Raw genomic sequence first — 20,764 nt, 5'->3', positions numbered from 1 at the left:
GCGCGCTAGAGTCTAGCCATCGTTCCCACGACAACAGGAGCTTTTCATGCCGCCACTCGACCACGCCGCCGCACCCGCCACCACCCTGCGCCAGATCCGCCAGTTGCCGGGGCCATTCGCCTTGCCCATCATCGGCAACGCCATGCAAGTGCGGCTGCCGCGCATCCACCGCGACGTGGAAGGCTGGGTACGCCGCTATGGACCTTTCATGCGTGCCTGGTTCGGCCGCACTCTGGTACTGGTGGTGGCCGACAGCGAGGCGGTGGCCGCCGTGCTGCGCGACCGCCCCGATGGTTTCCGCCGCCCCCTCAGCAGCTACATCGTTTCGGAGGAAATGGGCGGCAATCCCGGCGTCTTCCTGGCCGAAGGCAGCGAGTGGCGCAACCAGCGCCGCATGGTGATGGCCGGCATGGCGCCAGGTGCCATCAAGGCGTATTTTCCCGCGCTGGTGACGGTGGCGCAGCGCCTGCAGCGGCGCTGGCAGCATGCCGCCACGCAAGGCCAGTCCATTGCCCTCGATGGCGACCTGAAACGCTACACGGTCGACATCATCGCCGGCCTGGCCTTCGGCACGGAAGTCAATACACTCGAATCGGGCGAGGACGTGATCCAGCGCCACCTGGACGCCATCCTGCCAGCCGTGGCGCGGCGCAGCCTGTCGATGCTGCCCTACTGGCGCTACGTCAAGCTGCCCGTCGACCGGCGCCTGGACCGCGACGTGGCGGCGCTGGACGTGGCCGTGGCGCAACTGGTGCGGCAGGCGCGCGAACGCATGGAACAAGACCCCGCGCGGCGCGTGCGCCCGCCCAACCTGCTCGAAGCCATGATCGCCGCCGCCGACGAACCCGGCAGCGGCGTGAGCGACCGCGCCGTGGCCGGCAATGTGCTGACCATGCTGCTGGCCGGCGAAGACACGACGGCCAACACGATTTCCTGGATCATCTACCTGTTGCAACGCCATCCGCACAGCCTGGCCAAGGCGCGCGAGGAAGTGCGGCGCCTGGCACCCGACGTGACGCAGTTCACCGTGGCGCAAATGGATAGCCTCGACTACCTGGGCGCCTGCGCCAGCGAGGCCATGCGCTTGAAACCCGTGGCGCCCTACATTCCGCTCGAAGCGCTGCGCGACACGGTGGTGGGCGACGTGGCCGTGCCCGCCGGCAGCATGCTGTGGTGCGTGATGCGCCACGACAGCGTGTCCGATGCGCACTTTCCCGATGCACAGGCTTTCCAGCCCGAACGCTGGCTGGAAGGCGGCGAGGCGAACAACAAGCGCGCCGCCATGCCTTTCGGCGCGGGCTTGCGCACGTGCCCGGGCCGCTACCTGGCCTTGCTGGAAATCAAGATCGCCATGGCAATGCTGCTGGGCAGCTTCGACATCGCCGGCGTCGACACGCCCGATGGCGGCGAAGCGCAGGAACTGATGGGTTTCGTGATGTCGCCCATCGGCCTGACGATGCGCCTGGCGCGGCCGCAGTGATACCATGGGGGAAGTCCCATACATTCGACCTTCCCATGACCATCCGCCTGGAATCGCCGCAGCAAGCCGACGTGCAAACCCTGATCGCCGAGCTTGACGCCTACCAACAGACCCTGTATCCGGCTGAGTGCGTCTACTCGCTGGACCTGGCGTCCGTGCCGCCTGATACCCTGCTGTTTGCCGTCGCCCGCGATGCGGCAGGCGCGGCGCGCGCTTGCGGCGCCATCGTCGTCACGCCCGATTTCGGCGAGGTCAAGCGCATGTACGTGCACCCGGACAGCCGCGGCCTGGGCCTGGCCAAGCGCCTGCTGGCCCTGCTGGAAGAGCAGGCGCTGGCGTGCGGCTGCCGCTTGCTGACCTTGGAGACGGGCATCCACCAGCCCGAAGCCATCGCCCTGTACGCGCGCCACGGCTACCAGCGGCGCGGGCCGTACGGCGACTATCCTGACGATCCATTCAGTGTTTTCATGGAAAAACCGCTGCAGGTGGCGGCATGAGTGCGCCTGCCGACAGCCTGTTTGACATCCGCGCGCGCCTGCGCACCTTTGCCGACGAGCGCGACTGGGACCAGTTCCACACGCCGAAAAACCTGGCCATGGCCCTGTCCGTCGAAGTGGCGGAACTGGCCGAGCACTACCAGTGGCTGCCCACGGGCGCGGACGCCGAGCTGGACGAGGCCAAACGCACGGGCATCCGCCATGAACTGGCCGACGTGCTGATGTACCTGGTGCGCCTGGCCGACAAGAGCGGCGTCGACCTGCACGCGGCCGTACTGGAAAAGATGGAACTCAATGCGCAGAAATACCCGGCGCAGCAGGTGCGTGGCGACGCCCGCAAATATAGCGAATACTGAACGAATACTGAGTCACCCACCCGTGCGTGGCTGATGCGCAAAAAAGCGTAGCATCCAGCCATGCGCATTCCTATTTCCCTGCTGCTTGCCTGCCTGCTCCCTGGCCCGGTTGCCCTGGCGCAAACCGCACCCGTGCCGCAGGTCAAAGTGGACGCCACGCGCGACCCCGTCGATAAATCGTACCGCAAGATGCTGCAGGGCGTGGACCGCTTCGAGCGCGACCGCGCGCTGGCGCCGCAAGCGAGCTTGCGCTTTCGTCTACTGCCGCGCCAGCCTGGCGTGGACATGACGGGCGTGCAGCTGCGCATCGCTGGCGACACCGTCAGCATCCCCTTACCCTTGGCCGAGGACAACAGCTTTGCTCCCGTGCGCAATGCGCAAGCGGCGCGCGAAGACGCCGTGCTGATCGCCAACCGCAAGGCCACCACCATGAGCTGGCGCGCGCAAGTGATCACGCCCGGCTTGCCGCCCGGCACGCGGCGCCTGGGCGACCTGCGCCTGGAATGCCGCGCCGGCATGGATTCGGGCCTGATCTCGAACGACCCGCAAATCATCGCCTGGCTGTCCAGCATGCTCTACAGCACGGACAAGGTGTGTTCCGAGCCGGATGGCAATTATTTGTTCTTCACGGAGCGGCCCCTGTTCGGCGTCACCCTCGTGCATGGCGAGCGCCGCCTGGCGTTGCCGTTCAGGATGCTGTACGCGGGCGGCGAGCAGACGCCCGCCTCGCTGCCCTATTGCGATTGCCAGGTCTTGCTTGACCGCACGTATTACGCGCCCTTATGGGATGCCAGCTGGCCCGACGACACCCTGCTGGAATTTACTTACATGGACGAGGTGGTGCCATGAAATGGCTGCTGATCGCCATGCTGGCGCTGCTGGCCGCCTGCTCCGGCACGCGCGCCTTGCAGGCAAGTAAGAACGTGCCATATGCCACCTTGGAACAGACGGTGCAACCGGGCAGCAGCACGCGCGAACAGGTGCGCGCCGCGCTGGGAGACAGCACGTCCATCCGTTTCGACAGCGGCAATGAAGTATGGATGTACACCTACCCGGCCGCCTCGGGCGCGCAGGGAGAATATGTGATTTTGTTTGGCGGGGATGGGGTGGTGAAGAAGGTGCGCAGCGGAGAGGTGTATCGGGTGAAGCAGTAAAAGTACCCAAAAAGCAAACTGGGGTCGTACCCTGAGGGTACGACCCCGGCCTTTCGCCGTTGGGGTAATTAGCGTGCTTTCAGCAAAGCGCGCGACGCCACGCCCGCGCCCACGCTGCGTCCCATACCAGCTGTCTTGCGCTTGGGCGAGGCCTTCAATTTGAAGATGCCGATCGACTGGGCCACGCTGTCGGTGCGTTGCGCCAGGCTGGTGGCGGCAGCAGCCGCCTGCTCCACCAGCGCCGCATTCTGCTGCGTGATGCCATCCATGTGGATGACGGCCTGGTTGACTTGCCCGATGCCCTGGTTCTGCTCGCGCGTGGTCGAGGAAATCTCGTCCATCACTTCCGTCACCCTGGCAACCGAGGCGATCACTTCCGTCATGGTGGCGCCCGCATTGCTGGTCAGCACGCTGCCCGCATTCACGGTGGCGATCGAATGGTCGATCAGGTTCTTCACTTCTTTCGCCGCTGTTGCCGAGCGCTGCGCCAGGCTGCGCACTTCGCCGGCCACGACGGCGAAGCCGCGGCCATGCTCGCCCGCGCGGGCCGCTTCCACTGCCGCGTTCAAGGCGAGGATGTTCGTCTGGAAGGCGATGCCGTCGATGAGACCAATGATGTCGAGAATCTTGCGCGACGAGGTGCTGATCTCGTCCATCGTGGTCACCACTTCGCTGACGATGGTGCCGCCCTTGGCCGCGACGGTAGACGCCTGCGCCGCCAGCTTATTGGCCGTGTCCACGTGGTCGGCGCTGTTCTGCACCGTGGAAGTCAGCTCTTCCATGCTGGCCGCCGTCTGTTCGAGGCTGGACGCCTGCGATTCCGTGCGGCTGGACAGGTCCATATTGCCCGTGGCGATCTCGGCCGTGGTGACGCGGATATCCTCGAAGTTGGCGCGCACGTCGCCGATGATGCTGTGCAAGTTGATATTCGTCTGGCGCAAGGCCGCCATCAATTGGCCCATGTCGTCGTCGCGCACTTTGTCGATGACGCCCGTCAAGTCGCCGCCAGCCATCTTGCGCGCCACCGTGATGGCCTCGCCCAGCGGCGCGACGAGGGAATTGTGCAAATGGGCCCAGAAATACAGCATCAGCGCCACGGCCGCGGCGGCAGCGCCGCTGAGCCAGCTGCGCGTGGCCGTGCTCGTGTCGCCATCGATATTCCACACGGCGCAGCCGAGAATGGCCAGCACCACGCCAAAGACGATGCAATGCAGGGCCAGGTCTTGCGACAGGGTCAGCTTGCGCCACTCGGCCAGCTTGGCAGCCCAGCCCTGGCGCACGACGCGGCCATTGCGGATCGCCAGCTTGGCGCTATTGCCGTCTTTAAAACTTTTATACAGGGCTGCCGCTTCGTTGATCTGCTCGCGCGTGGGCTTGGTGCGCACGGACATATAACCGATCGGGCGGCCGTTTTCGATGACGGGCGTGATATTGGCGAAGACCCAGTAGAAATCGCCATTCTTGCAGCGGTTCTTGACCATGCCGGTCCATGGCATGCCCGTCTTGATGGTATCCCACAGGTCAGCAAACGCTTCGGCCGGCATATCGGGATGACGCAGAATATTCTGTGGCGCACCCAGCAGTTCCATTTCTGAAAAACCGCTGACTTCAATGAAATACTGATTGGCGTAATTGATGTTTCCTTGTAAATCCGTCGTGGAAACAATCGTCATGCCTTCATTTAATACGTATTCATTTTGCGTGATAGGCGTATTGACCCGCATCGTCGCTCCTCTATTTTTTTCAACTAGCATAACAAAATCATAAAAACAATATACCACATCAAGCACCCATGATATATCGCCCCGGCGACAGTGACACTGGTCAAAAAATTTAATAAAAGCTAATTCATTTATGTTTTAGAATTTACTTTGATTCAACTTGATTGATTTTATTGAATGCAAAATTCAAATTGCGCGCAAACACAATAATTAATAAAAAATTATTTATCGGCGAAGCAGGCAATAAATACGCCGTATGCGCCGACAAAAAGGCGCAAGGGAACTGGCGCAATGGCCGGCACGTGGCGACGCCTGCCGCCAACCATAGCGCGGTAACAATATTCATTTCTTGAGGGAAAATAAAAACTGGCGCGAATGCGCCAGTGGGGGAACTGTCTCCAATCCGCGACACAGGCGCCGGAGCGCCCGTGGGGATGGCTTACTTAAAGGTTTTGCGCGGTGGCGACTTCGGACGCGGCGGCGCAGGCTTGCGCTCCGTCGTGCCATCGTCCAGGCTGATGCGCAGCTTCTGGCCCGAGACCACGACCGATTTCAAGTGGTCGAGGATTTCCGGCGGCATGCCTTCAGGCAGGTCCAGCACGCTGTAGTTGTCAAAGATATCGATGCGGCCGATATGCTTGGCTTCCAGGTTCGCTTCGTTGGCGATGGCGCCGACGATGTTGCTTGGCGTCACGGCGTGTTCACGGCCCACTTCGATGCGGTAAGCCGTCACGCCTGGACGTGGACGTTCCTTCTTCGGCGCGCGCGGCGCAGGGGCTGCGTCGCCCGCGTCCGCTGGCGCATCCTTGAACGCTGGCGCGGACTTGGCGGCGAACGGCTTGCGCGGCGCGGCTGGCGGCGCCAGGTCCGGCGCGTCGCCGTCGCGGCTGATGCGCAGCTGCTGGCCCGCGACCCACACGGTTTTCAGCTGATCGAGCAATTCTTTCGGCATGCTGTCCGGCAAGTCCAGGACGCTGTAGTCGTCATAGATTTCGATGCGGCCGATGTTTTTCGAATCGATACCCGCTTCGTTGGCGATGGCGCCCACGATATTGCCTGGTTTCACGCCATGCTGATGACCGACTTCAATGCGGAAGGTCTGCATGCCGGCGTCGGCTGGACGCTGGATACGTTCCTTTTTCGGGAAGGCCGGGCGTTCGCTGCGCTCGTTGCGGTCGAAGCGGTCATTACGCTCGAAACGGTCACTGCGCTCAGGGCGGTCAAAACGGTCTTGGCGCACTGGACGGTCGTCTTGCCACGTGGCTTGCTCGCGCGCCTTGTTCTTGTCCAGCAGCAGCGGCGTATTGCCACGCGCCATCTTCGCCAGGGCAGCGGCGATTTCGATGGCGGGAATGTTTTGTTCGCGTTCGAAATCTTCGATCAGCGATTGGAACTGTTCCAGTTCGCCCAGGGCCAGGGTTTCGCTGATCTGTTCCTTGAACTTGGCGATACGCACGTCGTTGACGGCCTGGATCGTTGGCAGTTCCAGCATGCCGATCGGCTGACGGGTCGAGCGTTCGATGGCTTTCAACAAGTTCTTTTCGCGCGGGGTGATGAACAAAATCGCTTCGCCGCTGCGGCCGGCGCGGCCCGTGCGGCCGATGCGGTGGGTATAGCTTTCCGGATCGTGCGGCACGTCGTAGTTGACGACGTGGCTGATGCGCTCGACGTCCAGGCCGCGGGCGGCCACGTCGGTTGCCACGAGGATGTCGATCTTGCCGTCTTTCAACTGCTGGATCGTGCGCTCGCGCTGGGCTTGCTGGATGTCGCCATTGATGGCGGCAGCCGAGAAGCCACGGGCTTGCAGCTTGCCGGCCAGCTCTTCCGTGCCCAGCTTGGTGCGGGCGAAGATGATCATGCCGTCAAACGCTTCCGCTTCCAGGATGCGGGTCAGCGCGTCGAGCTTGTGCATGCCCGACACGAGCCAGTAGCGCTGGCGGATGTTGTCGGCCGTGCCCGTCTTGGCGGCGACCGTCACTTCGGCCGGGTTCACCAGATAGGTCGTGGCGATGCGCTTGATGACGGAAGGCATGGTGGCCGAGAACAACGCCGTTTGATGGCCTTCCGGGGTTTCTTTCAAGATACGTTCGACGTCGTCGATAAAGCCCATGCGCAGCATCTCATCGGCTTCGTCGAGCACCAGGGTTTTCAGCTTGGACAGGTCGAGCGAACCCTTGTCCAGGTGATCGATGACGCGGCCTGGGGTGCCGACGATGACGTGCACGCCGCGGCGCAGGGCCGACAGCTGCGGGCCGTAGCTTTGGCCGCCGTAGATCGGCAGCACGTGGAAGCCGGGGATGTGGGCGGCGTACACCTGGAACGCTTCGGCGACCTGGATGGCCAGTTCGCGCGTCGGTGCCAGGACCAGGGCTTGGGGTGAGCTTTGTTTCAGATCGATGCGCGACAGGATCGGCAAGGCGAAGGCAGCGGTTTTACCCGTGCCCGTTTGCGCCTGGCCCAGCACGTCGCGGTTCGCGAGCAATAATGGAATCGTGGCCGCCTGGATAGGCGACGGTGTTTCGTAACCGACATCCTTGAGCGCGCGAATCAGCGGCTCGCTCAGGTTAAGGTCGGAAAATAAGGAAATTGGTGTATCAGACATGAAATCACTCACAAGTTCGCTCGAATCGCCCAATGCGAAAGAGTGTATCCGCTAGTTTACTCTTTACTGGACCTTACCGGGTGGAACGGGGCGGCAGAACGCCATTTTTTGCAGTCTAAAACGCAGAAAAATCGGCGATCCGCACGCAATTGGTGCAAAAACCAAGCAATATTATATGTTTTGCAATAGATTCGACTACTTTACAGATGCGCCTCGATATTGCTTGCCGCATCGACCGAGTGGCGCAAAAATTCCAGCAAGTCCTCGTTCAGCCTGTCCTTGTGCGTCGTCGCCAGGCCGTGCGGCGCGCCCGCATACACGAGCAGCTTGCTGCCTATGATGAGTTCGGCAGTGCGCCGCGCCGAGGCGGCAATCGGCACGATCTGGTCGTCGTCGCCATGGATCACCAGGGTCGGCACGTCGAATTTGGCCAGGTCAGCCGTAAAATCCGTCTCGGAAAATTGCTTGATGCACAGGTAGGATGCCGGCATGCCCGCCTGCATGCCTTGCCGCCAGAAACCGTCGCGCACGCCCTGCGACGGCTTCGCATCGGGCCGGTTGTAGCCATAGAAGGCCTCGCTCAAATCCTGGAAAAATTGGCTGCGGTCGGCCTGCACGCCGGCGCGGATGGCGTCAAATGTGGACAGGGGCAAGCCCAGCGGGTTTTCCGTGGTTTGCAGCATCAGTGGCGGTACGGCGCCCACGAGCACGGCGCCAGCCAGACGCCCGGTGCCATGGCGGCCGATGTAGCGCGCCACTTCGCCGCCGCCCGTCGAGTGGCCGACGAGGGTGGCGCCCGTCAAATCCAGCGCGTCGATCAGGGCGGCCAGGTCGTCGGCATAGGTATCCATGTCGTTGCCGTCGAACGGCTGGCTTGAGCGGCCATGGCCGCGCCGGTCGTGCGCGATGACGCGGTAGCCGCGCGAGGCCAGGTAAAACATCTGGTCTTCCCACGCGTCGGACGACAATGGCCAGCCGTGGCTGAAGACGACGGGCGGGCCGCTGCCCCAGTCCTTGTAGTGGATCAATGTACCGTCGGCGGTACGCAGGGTATTGCTCGATTGCAAGTTCGTGGCAGTCATGGAACGCTCCTTGTCGGTGGACCAGCAGCCATTGTGGCCGCAATTGGCCCGCGCACGCCGCGCGCTACGCCAGGGCATTGCGGTAGAGTAAGATTGTCGCTGCTTTGCTTTCCCGTATTCACTTTTGGAGTCGTCATGCGCTTTCCCTTCGTCCTCGCCGCCAGCCTGTTCAGCACGGCCGCCCTCGCCCAACCGCTCGTGGCCGAAGCGCCCCTGCGCGCCCATCTGTCCTTCCTGGCCGACGATTTACTGGAAGGACGCGGCACGGGCCAGCGCGGCGGCGACCTGGCCGTGCGCTACCTGGAAACGCAGGCGGCCGTAGCCGGCCTGCAGCCGTTGAAGGATGGCACGTACCGCCAGGCGCTGACCATCGTCGGCAGCAAGGCCTTGCCATCCAGCAAAGTCACGTTCAGCGCGGGCGGCAAGACCTTGTCTCCCGCCTTCGGCAAGGACATCGTCTTTGGCGCGGCAAATGGCCAGCAGACAGTGGTGTTCGACGCGGCCGTCGTGTTCGCCGGCTACGGCATCCGCGCGCCAGAAGAAAACTGGGACGATTTCAAGGGCGTCGACCTGAAGGGCAAGCTCGTCATCATGATGGTCAACGACCCGCAACCCACAAGCGCCGAACCGCAGCGCTTCGCCGGCAAGTCGCTGACCTATTACGGCCGCTGGGTCTACAAGTACGAGGAAGCGCTGCGCCAGGGCGCCGCCGGCGTGCTGCTGATACACACGACCGCATCGGCTTCGTATCCGTGGTCGGTACCGGCCAACGGTTTCGGCCATGAACGCTTCAACCTGGCCGGTGCGGGCAATGCGATGGAAGGCTGGCTGCAGGAAGACATGGCGCGCACGCTGTTCCAGGCGAGCGGACAGGACCTGGACGCCTTGCGCGCGCAGGCGGAAACGCGCGAGTTCCGCCCCGTGGCCCTGAACGCCACGGTCAAGGTGGCGCTCGACAGCCAGGTGCGCAGCATCGAGCAATTCAATGTGGCCGGCATCGTGCCGGGCACGGATCCGAAATTGAAGGACGAGGCCGTCATTTACTCGGCCCACTGGGACCACTTGGGCAAGGATGACGAAGGCAGCCAGCGCGCCGGGCAAAGCGACCATATCTACAACGGCGCCATCGACAATGCGTCGGGCGCGGCGGCCTTGCTGGCCATGGCGCAAGTGGCCGTGAAACAGCCGGCGCGCCGCACGCAGATCTTCCTGTGGCCGGCCGGCGAAGAAACGGGCATGCTCGGCAGCACGGCCTACACGCGCGCGCCCCTGTGGCCGCTGGCCAAGACAGCCGCCGACCTGAACCTCGACAGCATGAATTTTGTCGGCAAGACGCACGACATCGGCGTGGCCGGCGCCGAACGCAGCAGCCTGTACACGAGCGCCGCCAAGGTCGCCAAGCGCATGGGCCTGCGTCTGGCGCCCACGATCCCCGACCTGTCCGGCGCGTTTTACCGGGCCGACCATTTTGCCTTCGCCAAGGCTGGCGTACCCGCCTTCAACGTGGGTTCGGCAGTGTTTTCCGGCGACGGCTCGTTCGACTTCGTCCAGGAGCCGAAAGCGTCGGGCGAGCGCCTGGTCGCATTTAAAAAGGACTACCACCAGGTCACCGATGAGTACAACCCGTCGTGGGACTTGTCGGGCATGGTGCAGCAGGCGCAATTTACATTGAACCTCGGCTATGAAGTGGCGAACGACAAGAATTTGCCGGTGTGGAACAAGGGCGAAGCGTTTGGGAAGGTCAAGCGCTAGGCATCATGAAAAACACCGGCCTGTGCCGGTGTTTTTACAAGCGTGCCGGCCACAATCCCGTAGGTCGGATTAGCGGCACAGCCGCGTAATCCGACAACATTGTTAGCGCCGGTGGGAATGCCGGATACGCGGCTTCAGATTGCCATGATGCGTTTCAGGTCGACGAACGCCGTTTCATACAGATGCTGAAACGCGCCGACCATGACCTCTTCCACGCCTTCGGCCGCGTCGAATTCGCTCGACCATTCGGCCACGCACTCGTTCGCGCCCGGCTCGCCCGTGACGCGCAGGGTGGAACGGTAGTTCTTGACGGGGATGGGGCCAGAGACGATGGTGTAGCTGTAGCTCTTGTCCGCTTCGCTGTAGCTTTGCAGGCGTTCGGCGATGATGGCGCCGTCCGTGGTTTTCAGGCGGCGCACGCGGCCGCCGTGTTCGGACAAGCTGGTCTTGATCGAGCTCGACCATTCAGCCAGCGACTGGAAGCCGCCGATAAAATCCCACACTCGTTCGGCGCTTGCCGCCAATATTACAGAAACAATTACTTGGGCCATCTTTAATTCGGTTCCTCATCCAGGTTTGCCGGGCGCCGCGCCCGGCCGGCCGGAGTTGCCCGGCACAGTCGCTATTTTAGCGCCCATGCCGCTTTGCTGCTGAGCAAACTATGGCAACTGGCCAGCCTGGGGTGGCTGTCTTACAGGTTTTCCGCCAGGAAAATCAGGGAATTGCCATGCGCCTGGGCGGCGGAACGCTGCTGGTAGCTGTCGCGGTGGGTGCAGTTGAAACCGTGCTCGGCGCCCGGGTAGATATGGATTTCCACGTCTTGGCGGTCTTCGAAGCGCTCGGCGATCTTTTGCACGGCTTCCGGCGGAATATGGCTATCCTGGCCGCCGAAATGCATGAGCAGCGGCACCTTGATCCGGTCGGCCAGGTCCAGCTTGTTCTGGATGCCGCCGCCGTAATAGGCGATGGCCGCATCAACCAGGCCGGCCGCGGCCGCCTGATACGACAAACGGCCGCCGAAGCAGTAGCCGACCGAAGCGAGCTTGCCCGTCACTTCCGGACGCGCGCGCAGGACAGCGACGGTGGCGGCGATATCGGCGTCGGCCTGCGGATTGTCGGTGGCCTGCATCAGCTCGACGGCGCGCTTCCAGCCGTCCGCGTCATAGCCCAGCTCGATGTGCGCGCCGGCGCGCCAGAACAGGTCCGGCACCAGCACCACGTAGCCATCGGCCGCGTACTGGTCGGCCACGGCGCGGATGTGCTCGTTGACGCCGAAAATTTCCTGCAACAGGATGATGGCGGGACCCTTGCCCACGTGCGGCACGGCCAGGTAAGCCTGGAAGCTGCCGTCCGGGCCGGCGATATCGATCCACTGCGAAGTTGTGCTCATAGAAAACTCCAGTCTGAGGTTGGGGGGAATGCCACAGCCAGGCATGTTACTGGTTTTTCCTCTTTTCTGCCCCCGCCCTTGGTCCAGGCTCAATACATCTCGCGCAGGTAAATCACGGGGCCCGATTTGAAGACGCCGAAGACGACGGTGCCGACGGTGCTGGCCAGGTAGGGATGGCTGCCCACGGAAACATCCACGCTGCCGGCCTTGCCGGCGCCGGGCGCCAGCAAGGTCAGGAGATTGGTTTGCGGCAGTGCGCCTTGCGTGACGGTGTATATCCGGTCATCAACGGCCAGCTTGCCGCAGTCCAGCGTTTTCTTGCAATTGACAAACAACACGTCCGACTTGTTCAAGGCACTGACGTTGTCAAGCAGATTCGTGACCCACTTCGTGCCGTTCCAGTACTGGACTTGCACGGCCAGCCTGACTGGCAGCAATTCGGAGCCATAGCCGTGGGGCACCATCCATTGCCCCGACAGCACGGTCATCCGTGCCTCGTTCTGTATCAATGGCGAGATTGAGCTGACGACGGCGCCGCCGGGATAGGTGCTGCTGGCGCGCAAGCGCACGTCGGTAGGCGCCACCTTCAGCGGCACGCCGGCCTTGCCCGGAAAACGGTAGGCGACCATGGGAAGGGCAACGCCGAGGGTGAATTTCGCGGGCGCCACGCCGGTGATGGTGGTCTGCGCCTTCTTGCCATCGGTAAGCCGGCTGCTGCCATCGGGGGTACTCGGCGGAAAGGAAATCGTGCCCGTGGCCGCATCGAGGCCTTCGAGCAGCACGGGCGCCAGGACGCTCGGGACGCGGTCGTCATAGTTTTTGGTCGGCGTCCCGCCCAAGGCGCGCGCCGTCACGCGCACGCCTATCGCCTGCCCCGAGTAAGCGTAGCGGCCTTTTTCCCCGTCGTTGGCGCAGGTGAGCGGTGCGGCGCACGGCGTGGCGATGCCGGCGGGAGCGCCGGTTTTCACCAGTTCCGTAATGAAGTGGTGCGGGATAAACTGCACCTCCCCGCTCACGCCCGAAGCCTTGGGCAAGGCCGGCACAGCAAGGTTGGCATCCAGATAACCGTTGGGGTTGGCCAGATTGAAAGCGATGGTGATGGTGCCCACTTCCGACCAGTTCATGTCGCTGCTGACAACGCTGCCATTCGTAAAGACCACGCCACCCTGCATGGCCGGCTTGGCTGGTGTGTCCGGCGCGGCGATCTCGCTGGTCGTCGGCTTGACCAGGCTGGACAGCGAAGGCAGCACCGTCTCCGCCGGCTTTTCATTGCCGAAGTTCGGCGTCACGGCGCCCACACTATTGAGCACACTCATGCTGACCGCCACAGGCGCACCCGCGCGCTGGGGGTTGGCGATGGCAACGACGCTGAACGAGGCCGGTACGACGGTAACCTTGCCGCTGCCCGTCATGCTCAAGCCGGCGTCGCCGGTTGTGGCCGCCCCCGTATAGGTGGCCTTCAAATTCAGCTGTCCCACGTCCGCATACGACATGATGGCGGTGGCGACGCCCTGGTCGTTGAACGCCAGGTTGACGTTCGCGCCCGCCGTGCCGCAGGCGCTGGTACTGTTCGATGCCAGTGGCACGAACGCCCCGGTTCCCTGCACGAAAACAGGCAGGGTGCCGCTGGCGGGATTGCCATAGCTGCAAGCGAGATTCAGGTTCTTGCTGGTACTTTTGAACAGGGGCACGCAAGCTTGCGGGGTCGAACTGGGGGGCGCCTGCACGGCGCTGATACTGAACGATTGCAGCTTGGCAGAAACATGATTGACGGGAGTGACCGTCAAGCCTGTCGCCGCAAAGCTCATGTCGCAGCTGCTGCTGTTGTCCGAAGCACGCTTGCATACGAGCGCGCCCGTGGTGCCGGGCACGCTCGTCAGGCTCAGGGTGGCAGTGCCGGCCGTGTACTGGCGCACGCTGGCCGTCGCCACGCCGGTGTTGCCTATCTGCGTCGCCGTGCCGCCAGGGCTGACAGTGACATTCACGCCGTTCGTGTACTTGGCGCTGCAGGCGGCATCCGCGCATGCCGTCACCGTCACCGTCTGCGGCGCGCACGTCAGGGCATTGCCCGAATGCTCGATCTGGAAATGGTGGGGCCCCGCCTGCGTACCCGGCCCGCACTTCGGACCCATCGGTTCATTGAAAGCCCAGCCGCTGTTGTTCGTCACGCAGCTGCACGGATACGACGGTGTATAGGTTTTGCAGGTGATGGTTTGCTGCACCCGGCCCTGCCAGCCCAGAGTGATGTGGTCGACCTTGGCGTTACCCGTGATATAGGCGTTGGACGAGTCGAGCGTTACCTCGCCGGCGTCCACATTACCCTTGATGCCATTGCCCGAGGCGATCGACAAGGAATTGCTGGCTTCCACATCGCCCGTGACGAGCAGGCCGGACGCTTTCAAGTCGATCGTCGGCGATTTCAGGTTACCCGTCACCTGGCTGCCGGAACCGATGGTCAGCGAAGTGGTCGCCGTGATATCGCCCTGGATGCGGGTATTGGCGGCCAGGATATTGACGATGGTGCCGCTGATGGGCCCGTTGATGACCGAACCCGAGGCGATTTCCACCGGGCCCTTGGCGCTGATCCTGCCCGTCACCGTGACGTTGTTCGAGCCCATCTTGATGGCCGTGGCGGAAATATTCGCCGTAATCGTCTGTTCCTGCGCGCCCAGGAAGAAAGTGCCGCCCTCGGCTGTCAGGTTTCCGCCCGTCACCTTCAGGTTCGGCGGATTGATGTCCTTGATGTCGAGATTGCCCTTGACCGTCAGCGCGGCATTGCCGCTCATCGTCAAACCCTGGTTGTAGCTCATCGACAAGGAACTGTTGACCGTCACGCCATACGCGCTGCCAATGACGATGACGTCGGTAGAACCGAGCGCCAGCGAGGCGCACGTGTATTGCAAACCGTCCTGGCTCAGGCCGCAGCCGCTCACGGCGCCGCCATTGAAGTTGAGCGTGGCCGCGTGGGCAAGGGATGAGCCCAGCAGCAATGTCAGGGCGGAAAAAAAGTGGAGTAAGCGCACGATATTCAGGAATCCGATGGGTGGGGAGCCAGCGGGCGCGCCGATTATTTCATGCTAACCTACGCCATCGCTGTTGTTGCATTATGGCAGTATTTATCCCCCTCGCGCATATCGCATGATCAAGCAAAGCCCCAAAGAATTTCCCCTGCGCACAGTCGACATCATCGTCTATCCCGGCTTCAAGGCGCTCGAAGCCATCGGCGCCATGAAGGTGTTTGATTACGCCAACACCCATTTGCGCCTGCGCAAGCTGCCCGGAGGTTACGACGTGCGCATCGCCTCGACGGCCATCGGCCCGGTCGAATCGGACACGCTGATGTCGCTGCACGCGAGCAAGGCGCTCGACGCCAGCCGCCTGCCCGACCTGGCCGTCATCGTCGGCTGCCATCACGTCGAACAAGTCTTGCACGACATCCCCGCCCTGGCCGCCTGGGTGGCCGAGGCGGCGCCGCGCATCGATACCCTGGCGGCCCTGTGTACGGGCTGCTTTTTCCTGGCCGAAGCCGGTGTGCTCGACGGCAAAAGCGCCGCCACGCACTGGAGCGCCGTGGACAGCCTGCGCCAGCGCTATCCATTGATACAGGTCAATGCCGATGCGATTTTCGTGCGGGAAGGGAAATTCTGGACGTCGGCCGGCGTGACGGCCGGCATCGACCTGGCGCTGGCCCTGGTGGAAGACGATTTCAGCCGCGATATCGCGCTGGAAGTGGCGCGCGACCTGGTCGTGTATTTGAAGCGGCCCGGCGGCCAGTCGCAGTTTTCCGTGCACCTGTCGAGCCAGATGACGACGCATCCGACCATCCGCCAGTTGCAGGGCTGGATCATGGAGCATCTTGCCGAAGAACTCACCGTGCCGCTGCTGGCGGCCAGGCTGGCCATGAGCGAACGCAATTTTACGCGCGTGTTCCAGCGCGAAACGGGGACCAGCCCCACGGAATTCATCGACACGGCCCGCTTCGAAGTGGCGCGCCGTTTGCTGGAAGACAATGTATCTTCCTTAAAACAGGTGGCCGTGCAGGCGGGCTTGCATAGCGAGGACAGGCTGCGCCGCCTATTCCAAAAGAAACTCGCCATCACGCCGCGCGACTATCGCGAGCGCTTTTCCAGCACGGCGCGCTAGGAGGTCAGCGCGGCTTGCCGTGACGCACGTGGCGCGTGGCCAGCTGGCGGCTCTGCAGGGCCAGCGGTGTAAACAGGAGTGCGCACAGCAGATACGTCGCCAGCAGCGCCAGCCAGATGGCGGGCGTGGCAAGGCTGGCGGCATTGCTCCACCACAAGGCCAGCAGGGAAGACAGGGCCGCGCCGAGGAAGACGGGCAGCATGCGGCGCAAGGTCGCGAGATAGGCAGTGGCAAACATGAACGGCTCCCAAAGCAAGGCGGTGATGTCTTCACACTAGCAGGGGCAGACGGCGAAGTACAGCGTGCCGTCCTGCCCCGTCCGTCAAGTGTTGCGCAATGAGTACAGTCAAATAAAATTAATACAACACGACGGAACGGATCGATTCGCCGCTCTTCATCAGGTCGAAGCCCTCATTGATGCGTTCGAGCGGCAAGCGGTGCGTGATCAGGTCGTCGATGTTGAGCTTGCCTTCCATATACCAGTCGACGATCTTCGGCACGTCCGTGCGTCCCCGCGCGCCGCCGAAGGCCGAACCGCGCCATTCGCGCCCCGTCACCAGCTGGAATGGACGGGTGGAAATTTCCTGGCCCGCCGCCGCCACGCCGATGATGAACGATTTTCCCCAGCCCTTGTGCGTGCACTCGAGCGCCTGGCGCATCAGGGTCGTGTTGCCCACGCATTCGAACGAATAATCGGCGCCGCCATCGGTCAGCTGCACGATGGCGTCGACGACGTTTTCCACTTCGTTCGGGTTGATGAAATGCGTCATGCCGAACTTGCGCGCGATGGCCTGGCGCGCCGGGTTGATGTCGATACCGATGATCTTGTCGGCACCGACCATTTTCGCCGCCTGGATCACATTCAGCCCGATGCCGCCCAGGCCGAACACGGCCACGTTGGCACCCGCTTCCACCTTGGCCGAGAACAAGACGGCGCCCACGCCCGTCGTCACACCGCAGCCGATGTAGCACACCTTGTCGAATGGCGCGTCTTCGCGGATCTTCGCCAAGGCGATTTCCGGCACGACGATGTAGTTCGAGAACGTGGACGTGCCCATGTAGTGGAACAGCGGCTGGCCATTGAGCGAGAAGCGACTGGTCGCGTCCGGCATCAGACCGCGGCCCTGCGTGGAACGGATGGCCTGGCACAGATTCGTCTTTTGCGACAGGCAGAACTTGCACTGGCGGCATTCCGGCGTGTACAGCGGGATGACGTGGTCGTCCTTTTTCAGGGTCGTCACGCCCGGGCCCACGTCGACGACGACGCCGGCGCCTTCATGGCCGAGGATGGCAGGGAAGATGCCTTCCGGATCGGCGCCGGACAAGGTGTAGTAATCGGTATGGCAAATGCCCGTGGCTTTCAGTTCGACCAGCACTTCGCCGGCGCGCGGGCCGGCCAGGTCGACTTCTTCGATGGTCAGCGGGGCGCCCGCCTTCCAGGCAATCGCGGCTTTGGTTTTCATGTGTGTCATTCCTGCTCGGTTTCAGATGTGCCATTATCGGGCGCTGGCGGGCGCGATGGCGCGGCTGGCCACGCGCTTGTCTGAAAACGCGGCGCATTTGTCCGATGGCGCCGCACGTTTGCGCCAACGCAAACCTACAGGCACAAAGACGCGCATTCTTGGCACAGGCTCCCCGATTGAGCCGCCGTTGCGCCGTTCCCGCAGGAGACCGACATGCGCCATATCCTTTCCCGCTTTCCCCGGCCTTGGCTGGCCCTGCTGCTGGCATGCTGTTTGGCCCTGCTGGCCGCCTGTGGCGGCGGCGGCGATGACGACCCTGCGCCTGGCCCCACCACCGGCAGCCTGACGGTCAGCATCGGCGGCTTGCCGGCCGGCGTGGCGGGCGCCGTCACGGTGACGGGACCTGCGTCCTACAGCAAGACATTGACGGCGAGCGCCACGCTCACGGATCTGGCGCCGGGCGCCTATACGCTCAACGCCGCCAGCGTGGCGCAAGGCACGGGACCGCTGGCGCCCACGCCCGTCACGCAGCAGGTGCAAGTCAATGCGGGGGCGACGGCCAGCGCCAGCGTCCTGTATGCGGCGGCCACGCCGCTGACCCTGGGCCTGCAGGAGGTGGCCAGCGGCTTGAGCGTGCCCATCTTCCTTACGGCGCCGCCCGGCGACAGCCGTTTGTTCATCCTCGAACGGGCCGGCCGCATCCGCGTAGTGCAGAACGGCACTCTGCTGGCCACGCCCTTCCTCGACATCAGTACGCTCACCACCACCAGCGGCGAGCGGGGTTTGCTGTCGATGGCCTTCCATCCGCAATACGCCAGCAATGGCTATTTCTTCCTGTATTACACCAACCTGGCCGGCGATATCGTCATCGAGCGCCGGCAGGTGTCGGCCGGCAACGCCAACATGGCCGATCCCCTGTCGGCGCTGACCATCCTGACTATTCCCCACCCCACGTTCAGCAACCATTATGGCGGCTTGCTCAGCTTTGGGCCGGACGGCTATCTGTATGCGGGCACGGGCGATGGCGGCGGCGCGGGCGACCCGCCCCGCAATGCGCAAAACACGAATGTCCTGCTGGGCAAGCTGCTGCGCCTGGACGTCAACGCCAGCACGGTGGCCCAGCCGTACGCCATTCCGCCCGGCAACCCGTTTGCCACAGCAGGCGGGCGCCCTGAAATCTGGGCCTACGGCTTGCGCAACCCGTGGCGCTACGCCTTCGACGTGCCAGCCCAGCTGCTGTATATCGCCGATGTGGGCCAGGCCAACCTGGAAGAAGTCGACGTGCGTCCCGTGGGCCAGGCGGGCAACAACTATGGCTGGAACATCATGGAAGGCACGCAGTGCTACAACAGCACCAGTTGCAACCAGGCGGGGCTGGTTCTACCTGCCATCGAATACGGCAACAATGCAGCCAACGGCTGTTCGATCACGGGCGGCTATGTGTACCGGGGCACGGCCTTGCCGGAACTGGCGGGGCAATACCTGTATTCGGATTACTGCAGCGCCTGGCTGAAGAGTTTCAGCTACAGCAATGGCACGGCATCGGCCGTAAAAGACTGGGGCATCACGAATGTGGGCAACATCCTGTCGTTCGGCCAGGATGCGCAAAACGAGCTGTACATGCTGAGCGGCACGGGCAAGGTGTACAAGATTGTACGTAAATAAGCGTACGCAAAAAGATGGGCCAATAAGGTGGGCCAATGAGGTGGGCCAATGAGCATGTGCAAGCAGTCATGGCGACGCACGCCTGAGGCCGCGTTTTTCGACGGGGCGCGGGGAACCGGCTAAAATTGGTTTTTCCGCCGCGCCCTGCGCACCAGCCCAAGAGAACACCATGGCCCGTTTGAAACTTGAATTTCCCGAAGACCAGTACTGCTATTCCTCGCAACTGACGGTACGCACGACGGACATCAATGCCGGCAACCATCTCGGCAACGATTCCATGATTTCCATGATTTCCGAGGCGCGCGCCCGCTTCCTGTTCGAATATGGCGTGCGCGACATCGAAGCGGACGGCACCGGCATCATCGTCACCGACCTGGCCACCACCTACCGCGCCGAAGCCCATGCGCGCGACCAGCTGCTGTTCGAAGTGGGCGTCATGGATTTCAACAAGTATGGCGGCGACATCACCTTCCGCATCACGCGCCCGCGCGACAACACCCTGATCGCGATGGCCAAGTCCGGCTTTGTCTTCTTCAACTACAAGCGCAGCCAGGTCGTGCCCATGCCGGAAGAGTTCGGCAGCAAGTTCCCGCAGGTGAACTGGATCGATTGACAGCAGCTCGATGCCGCCATGCTGTATCCTTGCCAGGAAGATAATTAATTCTGGAGCGGCATGCAATCAGCAATAACGGCAAGACTGTGCCTGGCCCTGGCGTTGCTGGGCGTCTTGCCATGCGCCCTGGCCGCGCCGCAAACCGTCACGCTGTACGGCGATGATGACTACGCGCCGTACAGCTATGTGGAAAACGGTGTCTTCAAGGGCATGTATATCGACATCCTGCGCCAGGCGGCGGGCACGATGCCCGGCTACCGGCTGGAATTGCAGCCGCGCCCCTGGAAACGGGGGCTCGACGCGCTGGAAAAAGGCCAGGTTTTCGGCCTGTTTCCGCCCGGACGCAAGACGGAACGCTCGTACGTGCAACCGTATTCAGCCGTGCTGCACCGCGAATCGGTGGTGCTGTTTTGCCATGACGCCGTCATGCGCACGCCGCGCACGCACTTCCCGACCGACTTTGCGGGTCTGACCATTGGCGTCAACACGGGTTTTTTGCTGTCGGAAAAGTTGATGGCGCCAGCCCGCCAGGGGCTGCTGCGCCTGGAAGCGGCCAAGGGGAATGAAGCGAACCTGAAGAAACTGGCCCTGCGGCGCATCGATTGCTACGCCAGCGACCGCGGCGCGGCACGCCACACGGCACGCCAGCTTCAAGACGAACTGGCCGGCTACGGCTTTCAATTGCGCGAAGTGCTGGAATTGTCGTCCGAAGCCACCTACATCGCCTACAGCGCGCGCAACACGCCCGCCTACAAGACCGATTTCATCGAGAAGATGAATGCCGCCCTGCTCGCCATGCGGCAGAACGGCGAGCTGGTGCGCATCGAAGGCGCTTACCTGCGCTGA

At 63.0% G+C, this 20,764-nt stretch carries 18 protein-coding genes; 10 read left to right on the top strand and 8 right to left on the bottom strand.

Going from position 1 to position 20,764, the window contains the following annotated elements; all coding sequences use genetic code 11:
* The first annotated feature begins 46 nt into the window (after positions 1 to 46).
* Genes KO538_RS22980 through bamE form a run of 5 tightly spaced genes read left to right on the top strand, consistent with a single transcriptional unit; the run spans position 47 to position 3,487 of the window.
* Entirely contained in the window at positions 47 to 1,480 is a 1,434-nt protein-coding gene (locus KO538_RS22980) for a cytochrome P450 (RefSeq protein ID WP_219329753.1), read from the top strand.
* Between the two features lie 35 nt (positions 1,481 to 1,515).
* Positions 1,516 to 1,977 carry an N-acetyltransferase gene (locus KO538_RS22975; RefSeq protein WP_219329752.1) on the top strand — a complete coding sequence of 154 codons (462 nt, stop codon included), beginning with the start codon at positions 1,516 to 1,518 and terminating at the stop codon, positions 1,975 to 1,977.
* Positions 1,974 to 2,333: a nucleotide pyrophosphohydrolase gene (locus tag KO538_RS22970; RefSeq protein ID WP_219329751.1), complete on the top strand. Its 360-nt coding sequence runs from the start codon at positions 1,974 to 1,976 to the stop codon at positions 2,331 to 2,333. The genes KO538_RS22975 and KO538_RS22970 overlap by 4 nt, the downstream gene beginning before the upstream one ends.
* Before the next feature lie 60 nt (positions 2,334 to 2,393).
* Complete coding sequence (locus KO538_RS22965) at positions 2,394 to 3,182, top strand: hypothetical protein (protein WP_219329750.1); 789 nt, start codon at positions 2,394 to 2,396, stop codon at positions 3,180 to 3,182.
* Positions 3,179 to 3,487, top strand: a complete 309-nt coding sequence (gene bamE, locus KO538_RS22960) for an outer membrane protein assembly factor BamE (RefSeq protein WP_219329749.1) — start codon at positions 3,179 to 3,181, stop codon at positions 3,485 to 3,487. Before KO538_RS22965 ends, bamE begins: the two co-directional genes overlap by 4 nt.
* Before the next feature lie 68 nt (positions 3,488 to 3,555).
* Here bamE and KO538_RS22955 read toward each other — a convergent pair whose 3' ends face one another.
* From KO538_RS22955 to KO538_RS22945, 3 genes are all read right to left on the bottom strand, one after another.
* Complete coding sequence (locus KO538_RS22955; RefSeq protein WP_219329748.1) at positions 3,556 to 5,211, bottom strand: PAS domain-containing methyl-accepting chemotaxis protein; 1,656 nt, start codon at positions 5,209 to 5,211, stop codon at positions 3,556 to 3,558.
* Between the two features lie 436 nt (positions 5,212 to 5,647).
* Entirely contained in the window at positions 5,648 to 7,810 is a 2,163-nt protein-coding gene (locus tag KO538_RS22950; RefSeq protein ID WP_051991450.1) for a DEAD/DEAH box helicase, read from the bottom strand.
* Between the two features lie 200 nt (positions 7,811 to 8,010).
* Positions 8,011 to 8,892, bottom strand: coding sequence for an alpha/beta fold hydrolase (locus KO538_RS22945; protein ID WP_070305464.1), 882 nt, complete (start codon positions 8,890 to 8,892; stop codon positions 8,011 to 8,013).
* A gap of 135 nt (positions 8,893 to 9,027) precedes the next feature.
* Here KO538_RS22945 and KO538_RS22940 point away from each other — a divergent pair, with 135 nt between their 5' ends.
* The gene (locus KO538_RS22940) at positions 9,028 to 10,644 is read left to right on the top strand and encodes a M28 family peptidase (protein ID WP_219329747.1); all 1,617 of its coding nucleotides are present in this window, start codon (positions 9,028 to 9,030) and stop codon (positions 10,642 to 10,644) included.
* A gap of 134 nt (positions 10,645 to 10,778) precedes the next feature.
* Here KO538_RS22940 and KO538_RS22935 read toward each other — a convergent pair whose 3' ends face one another.
* From KO538_RS22935 to KO538_RS22925, 3 genes are all read right to left on the bottom strand, one after another.
* A complete protein-coding gene (locus KO538_RS22935; protein ID WP_219329746.1) occupies positions 10,779 to 11,195 on the bottom strand; it encodes an SRPBCC family protein in 417 nt (138 codons plus the stop codon).
* A 140-nt stretch (positions 11,196 to 11,335) separates the two neighbouring features.
* Entirely contained in the window at positions 11,336 to 12,034 is a 699-nt protein-coding gene (locus KO538_RS22930) for a dienelactone hydrolase family protein (RefSeq protein WP_219329745.1), read from the bottom strand.
* An 89-nt stretch (positions 12,035 to 12,123) separates the two neighbouring features.
* Complete coding sequence (locus KO538_RS22925; RefSeq protein WP_219329744.1) at positions 12,124 to 15,057, bottom strand: polymer-forming cytoskeletal protein; 2,934 nt, start codon at positions 15,055 to 15,057, stop codon at positions 12,124 to 12,126.
* A gap of 115 nt (positions 15,058 to 15,172) precedes the next feature.
* Between KO538_RS22925 and KO538_RS22920 the strand changes: the two genes are divergently transcribed.
* On the top strand, positions 15,173 to 16,177 hold the full coding sequence (locus tag KO538_RS22920) for a GlxA family transcriptional regulator (protein WP_219329743.1): 1,005 nt from the start codon (positions 15,173 to 15,175) through the stop codon (positions 16,175 to 16,177).
* A gap of 4 nt (positions 16,178 to 16,181) precedes the next feature.
* On the opposite strand, the gene KO538_RS22915 is transcribed toward KO538_RS22920, so the two are convergent.
* Positions 16,182 to 16,415, bottom strand: coding sequence for a hypothetical protein (locus tag KO538_RS22915; RefSeq protein WP_034753482.1), 234 nt, complete (start codon positions 16,413 to 16,415; stop codon positions 16,182 to 16,184).
* 118 nt (positions 16,416 to 16,533) lie between these two features.
* Positions 16,534 to 17,640: an S-(hydroxymethyl)glutathione dehydrogenase/class III alcohol dehydrogenase gene (locus KO538_RS22910; RefSeq protein ID WP_035824324.1), complete on the bottom strand. Its 1,107-nt coding sequence runs from the start codon at positions 17,638 to 17,640 to the stop codon at positions 16,534 to 16,536.
* Between the two features lie 213 nt (positions 17,641 to 17,853).
* Here KO538_RS22910 and KO538_RS22905 point away from each other — a divergent pair, with 213 nt between their 5' ends.
* From KO538_RS22905 to KO538_RS22895, 3 genes are all read left to right on the top strand, one after another.
* Entirely contained in the window at positions 17,854 to 19,305 is a 1,452-nt protein-coding gene (locus KO538_RS22905; protein ID WP_219329742.1) for a sorbosone dehydrogenase family protein, read from the top strand.
* Positions 19,306 to 19,474: 169 nt separating this feature from the next.
* The gene (locus KO538_RS22900; RefSeq protein WP_034753479.1) at positions 19,475 to 19,918 is read left to right on the top strand and encodes a thioesterase family protein; all 444 of its coding nucleotides are present in this window, start codon (positions 19,475 to 19,477) and stop codon (positions 19,916 to 19,918) included.
* A gap of 60 nt (positions 19,919 to 19,978) precedes the next feature.
* Positions 19,979 to 20,764: an ABC transporter substrate-binding protein gene (locus KO538_RS22895; RefSeq protein WP_219329741.1), complete on the top strand. Its 786-nt coding sequence runs from the start codon at positions 19,979 to 19,981 to the stop codon at positions 20,762 to 20,764.

The organism is Janthinobacterium sp. NKUCC08_JDC (genome assembly GCF_019345575.1).
GTDB lineage: Bacteria > Pseudomonadota > Gammaproteobacteria > Burkholderiales > Burkholderiaceae_D > Janthinobacterium > Janthinobacterium aestuarii.
The sequence above is the reverse complement of the archived record's forward strand: the minus strand, read 5'-3'. Positions and strand labels throughout refer to the sequence as shown.

Coding starts and splice junctions, on each gene's coding strand:
- KO538_RS22945 (WP_070305464.1), bottom strand. CDS start 8,892: ATGACTGCCACGAACTTGCAATCGAGCAATACCCTGCGTACCGCCGAC.
- KO538_RS22955 (WP_219329748.1), bottom strand. CDS start 5,211: ATGCGGGTCAATACGCCTATCACGCAAAATGAATACGTATTAAATGAA.
- KO538_RS22940 (WP_219329747.1), top strand. CDS start 9,028: ATGCGCTTTCCCTTCGTCCTCGCCGCCAGCCTGTTCAGCACGGCCGCC.
- bamE (WP_219329749.1), top strand. CDS start 3,179: ATGAAATGGCTGCTGATCGCCATGCTGGCGCTGCTGGCCGCCTGCTCC.
- KO538_RS22900 (WP_034753479.1), top strand. CDS start 19,475: ATGGCCCGTTTGAAACTTGAATTTCCCGAAGACCAGTACTGCTATTCC.
- KO538_RS22965 (WP_219329750.1), top strand. CDS start 2,394: ATGCGCATTCCTATTTCCCTGCTGCTTGCCTGCCTGCTCCCTGGCCCG.
- KO538_RS22905 (WP_219329742.1), top strand. CDS start 17,854: ATGCGCCATATCCTTTCCCGCTTTCCCCGGCCTTGGCTGGCCCTGCTG.
- KO538_RS22910 (WP_035824324.1), bottom strand. CDS start 17,640: ATGAAAACCAAAGCCGCGATTGCCTGGAAGGCGGGCGCCCCGCTGACC.
- KO538_RS22920 (WP_219329743.1), top strand. CDS start 15,173: ATGATCAAGCAAAGCCCCAAAGAATTTCCCCTGCGCACAGTCGACATC.
- KO538_RS22915 (WP_034753482.1), bottom strand. CDS start 16,415: ATGTTTGCCACTGCCTATCTCGCGACCTTGCGCCGCATGCTGCCCGTC.
- KO538_RS22930 (WP_219329745.1), bottom strand. CDS start 12,034: ATGAGCACAACTTCGCAGTGGATCGATATCGCCGGCCCGGACGGCAGC.
- KO538_RS22935 (WP_219329746.1), bottom strand. CDS start 11,195: ATGGCCCAAGTAATTGTTTCTGTAATATTGGCGGCAAGCGCCGAACGA.
- KO538_RS22975 (WP_219329752.1), top strand. CDS start 1,516: ATGACCATCCGCCTGGAATCGCCGCAGCAAGCCGACGTGCAAACCCTG.
- KO538_RS22950 (WP_051991450.1), bottom strand. CDS start 7,810: ATGTCTGATACACCAATTTCCTTATTTTCCGACCTTAACCTGAGCGAG.
- KO538_RS22980 (WP_219329753.1), top strand. CDS start 47: ATGCCGCCACTCGACCACGCCGCCGCACCCGCCACCACCCTGCGCCAG.
- KO538_RS22970 (WP_219329751.1), top strand. CDS start 1,974: ATGAGTGCGCCTGCCGACAGCCTGTTTGACATCCGCGCGCGCCTGCGC.
- KO538_RS22895 (WP_219329741.1), top strand. CDS start 19,979: ATGCAATCAGCAATAACGGCAAGACTGTGCCTGGCCCTGGCGTTGCTG.